We start from the raw sequence: 3,216 nt of genomic DNA, 5'->3' as shown, positions 1-3,216 counted from the left end.
CCCCACCGGCGCCGCCCTACGCGTCCCGCACCGCCCTCCGCCACGCCGACTCCCGCAGCAGCCGCAGCCCGTTCAACCCCACGAGCACAGTCGACCCCTCGCCACCCCGTCCCGGCTGATGATCCTCACGCGCCTGCGCCAGAGCCCGTGCGGCGTGACGGAACTGGCCGAAGCCGTCCGGATGGAACAGTCGGCGGTCTCCCATCAACTCCGCCTCCCGCGCGCTCTGAGCCTCGTCACAGGAGTCCGGCAGGGCCACCGCATTGTCTACAGCCTGTACGACAATCACGTCGCCCAGCTTCTCGACGAAGCCGTTTATCACATTGAGCATTTGCGCCTCGACGCCCGGGACGTCCCCTCGAAGGAGCGGCCGGACACGGCCGGAGAGCCTTCCTCGTAAGAGGTATTGAGGAAAGCGGATTAGGCCGACCGGGTGACTTGTGGGCGAGCGCACCCGGCACGGGCAATTAGGGTCCCGCTGTATGACCTCACAGACCGCTGAAACCGCTCAAACGCCTGTCGAACAGAGCCACTTGGGCACCATCTCGGTAATCGCATGGTCGGGCGAGAATATTGACGACGGCCGCGACATGGCGTTCCTGCTCGCGTATTCCCTCGGTGACGGAACGGCCGGCCCCGAGGCCGGTGAGCGGGCCGTCCGCCTCCTGCTGGAACAGACCGGCCTGCCGGTCGGCGCGGGCATCACCGACGCCTCCAAGTCCAAGGAGCCGATCAGCCTGCTCGTCGAGAGCGGCAGCGCGTCCCTGACGATGCCGAGCCTGCGGGTCCAGAGCCTCGTGCCCGAGGAGTGGATCGCGGCGGCCCTCCGGCGCAAGCAGGTCCACTTCATCTTCACGACCCGCCCGTGGCCGGAGGGCAGGCCCGGCGTCCCCGTCGAGGCGGAGGCCCTGAAGGCGTTCGTCGCCGACGAGGACGTACTCGCCGCCTCGGCGCACTGCGTCATTCCGGTGACGACCCTGCGCAAGTAGCCACCCGCCTTCGCATCCCGCACCCCACAGCCTTCAGGCCCCGTAGATGTGATCCATCTACGGGGCCTGAAGGCTGTGACCAGGGGCGAAAGGAGTGGCTGGGGTCTCCGTCGCCTCCCGGCCGGGTCCCGGCCCGGACCACCGCGCAGGAGGGAGCGCGGTGGTCCGGGCCGTCGCCGGCGAGCGTCAGCTGTTGTCCGCGCCGTTGGCCGCGAGCAGGTTGTCCAGGACGTGCGAGAGCGTCTCGTCACCCTTGTTCTGGGTGGAGTTCTCGACGCACTGCTGGTTCTGCGGGTTGGACAGGATGTCCTGGACGCCGACGTTGACGAGGCCGACCACGTTCTGGATGTTCTTGATCGGAACGGCGACACACGGCTTGTTGAACGAACCCTGGATGAGTGACATCTGGGGGCTCATGTCGCCGTGCGTGGCGGAGTTGCCGTAGATCTGCTTCGACCCGTTGCCGCTCGCGGTGCGGGTGTCCTGGTCGTCAGCGGCCGCCATTGCCTGCGGGGCGGCCGCGGCACCGAGGCCCATGACGGAGACGGCGACGGCAGCGGTAGCCATGACCTTCTTGATCACTGTTTTCCTCTTTCCATGTCGTACCCCGAGGTGAGGCTCACTGACCAACTCCGCAACGATGGGTTAGTTCTTCTGCATCACCCATTTGGCCGTGCGGGATTGGGCCAGAAGGCCCGCAAATACCATTCGAGTGAATCGGCGCAACCAATCCTCTTAACTAAAGTTGAGCCTGACGCAGAACCCTGGTACCGGACTAACAAGGAAATCAAATGCTCAAGAAGATGATGGCCACGGCCGCGGTCGCTGCCTCTGTAGTCGGGTTCGGCGCTGCCGGAGCCGGTCAGGCGATCGCCGCCGGCGACGACCAGACGACCGCGAACGCGAGCGGCAACGGATCGGTGCAGAAGTACGGCAACTCCATCACGAAGGGCAAGCAGAGCCCGCAGCTGTCCATCATCCAGGGCACGCTCAACAAGCCGTGCGTCACCGTCCCGATCAAGAACATCCAGAACGTGGTCGGCCTCGTCAACGTCGGCGTCCAGGACATCCTGTCCAACCCGCAGAACCAGCAGTGCGTCGAGAACTCCACCCAGAACAAGGACGACGAGACCCTGTCGCACCTGCTGGACAACGCCATCGCGGGCAACGGCGCGTCGAACGAGTGACGCTGATCGCAGCCTGACCACCAGTGCGCCCCTGACCGTCGTCAGGGGCGCACTGCTGCGTCCCCGCACGCCGGCACGCACCGTCGCCCGACGCGGGCCCGGCACATCGCCGTACCCCGCGTGCGGATCTCGCCGTACCCCCGCGTGCCCGTCCCGTACATGCCGGAAGGCCGGTGCGCACACCGTCTGGTGTACGCACCGGCCTTCCGGCGCCGCGCGCGGGAGCGCGGGAGGTGGGCGTCAGCCCCCGAGCGGCACGCCGCCGAGCATCGGGGTCGTCATCTTGGCGGTCTCCTGCGCGTTGCCGAGCAGCTTGGAGGGGTCACCGTTCCGGGCCTCGTTGACGGCCTGCGCGGTGTCGGTCGCGGTGTGCAGGAGGGGCTGGACGGTGGAGTCCACGGGCTGGTGGGTGTTCAGGGCGTCGGTCAGCTGCTGCACGCCGCCGTTCAGGCTCATCGACTGGTAGTCGGTGGCGGCCGCCGGAGACGCGGCGGCCGCTGCCGCTCCCGCGGCCATCATCGAGACGGCAATGGACGAGGCGGCCTTCATGTACTTCATTCCAGTAATCCCTCTTCGTGCTGGCGTATCCGCGAACTACGAATCCCGTGACATTCCGACGCTGCTGTTCCATGTCACTTACACCAGGACTAACGAAGGCCAGGACGGTGAGAAACTGACAGCCTACGCCGTTCTTGCCGATTCACTCGGATGCGGCGAACGGGTCACGCCCCCAAAGGCGTTCGGACACACGGATGGAGCGGGTTCCGGAGAACCCGCTCCATCGTGCTGTGCGTCCTGTGACTCAGACCTGCGCGGACGCCTTCCGGCGGAACATCAGCACACCGCCGCCGAGCAGCGCGGCACTGAGCGCGGCGGCGGCTCCGACCTCGCCGGCGCCCGTGGCGGCCAGGCTGGGGGCCTCCTGCGCGGCGGGAAGCACCTGCGTGGGCGGCTCCTGGGCGCGGGGCTCCTCCACCGGCGGCTTGTTGACGGACGGCTCCTCGGCCGGCAGCTCCTCGAGCGGGGGCTCGGCCGGGGGC

The 3,216-nt window shown here is 67.6% G+C and carries 5 protein-coding genes and 1 pseudogene; 3 read left to right on the top strand and 3 right to left on the bottom strand.

Annotated elements, in window-relative coordinates; genetic code table 11:
- On the top strand, positions 1-400 hold a 400-nt coding region (locus tag E2E34_RS32795; protein WP_439333703.1), incomplete at its 5' end, for an ArsR/SmtB family transcription factor.
- Between the two features lie 82 nt (positions 401-482).
- Positions 483-989 (top strand): DUF5949 family protein, encoded by a 507-nt coding sequence (locus E2E34_RS32790; protein ID WP_138905478.1) that lies wholly within the window; start codon positions 483-485, stop codon positions 987-989.
- Between the two features lie 186 nt (positions 990-1,175).
- Here the strand turns inward: E2E34_RS32790 and E2E34_RS32785 are convergent, their stop codons facing one another.
- Complete coding sequence (locus E2E34_RS32785) at positions 1,176-1,571, bottom strand: rodlin (protein ID WP_138905477.1); 396 nt, start codon at positions 1,569-1,571, stop codon at positions 1,176-1,178.
- A gap of 209 nt (positions 1,572-1,780) precedes the next feature.
- Between E2E34_RS32785 and E2E34_RS32780 the strand changes: the two genes are divergently transcribed.
- Positions 1,781-2,176: a rodlin gene (locus E2E34_RS32780; RefSeq protein ID WP_138905476.1), complete on the top strand. Its 396-nt coding sequence runs from the start codon at positions 1,781-1,783 to the stop codon at positions 2,174-2,176.
- Positions 2,177-2,416: 240 nt separating this feature from the next.
- Here E2E34_RS32780 and E2E34_RS32775 read toward each other — a convergent pair whose 3' ends face one another.
- Positions 2,417-2,734, bottom strand: coding sequence for a hypothetical protein (locus tag E2E34_RS32775; protein WP_138905475.1), 318 nt, complete (start codon positions 2,732-2,734; stop codon positions 2,417-2,419).
- A 244-nt stretch (positions 2,735-2,978) separates the two neighbouring features.
- Positions 2,979-3,216: pseudogene (locus E2E34_RS32770) on the bottom strand (chaplin); the annotation flags it as partial.

The organism is Streptomyces albidochromogenes (assembly GCF_005981925.1).
In the GTDB taxonomy this organism is placed as follows: Bacteria; Actinomycetota; Actinomycetes; order Streptomycetales; family Streptomycetaceae; genus Streptomyces; species Streptomyces albidochromogenes.
Note: the sequence above shows the minus strand (reverse complement) of the source record. Positions and strands in the feature narration are given on the sequence as shown.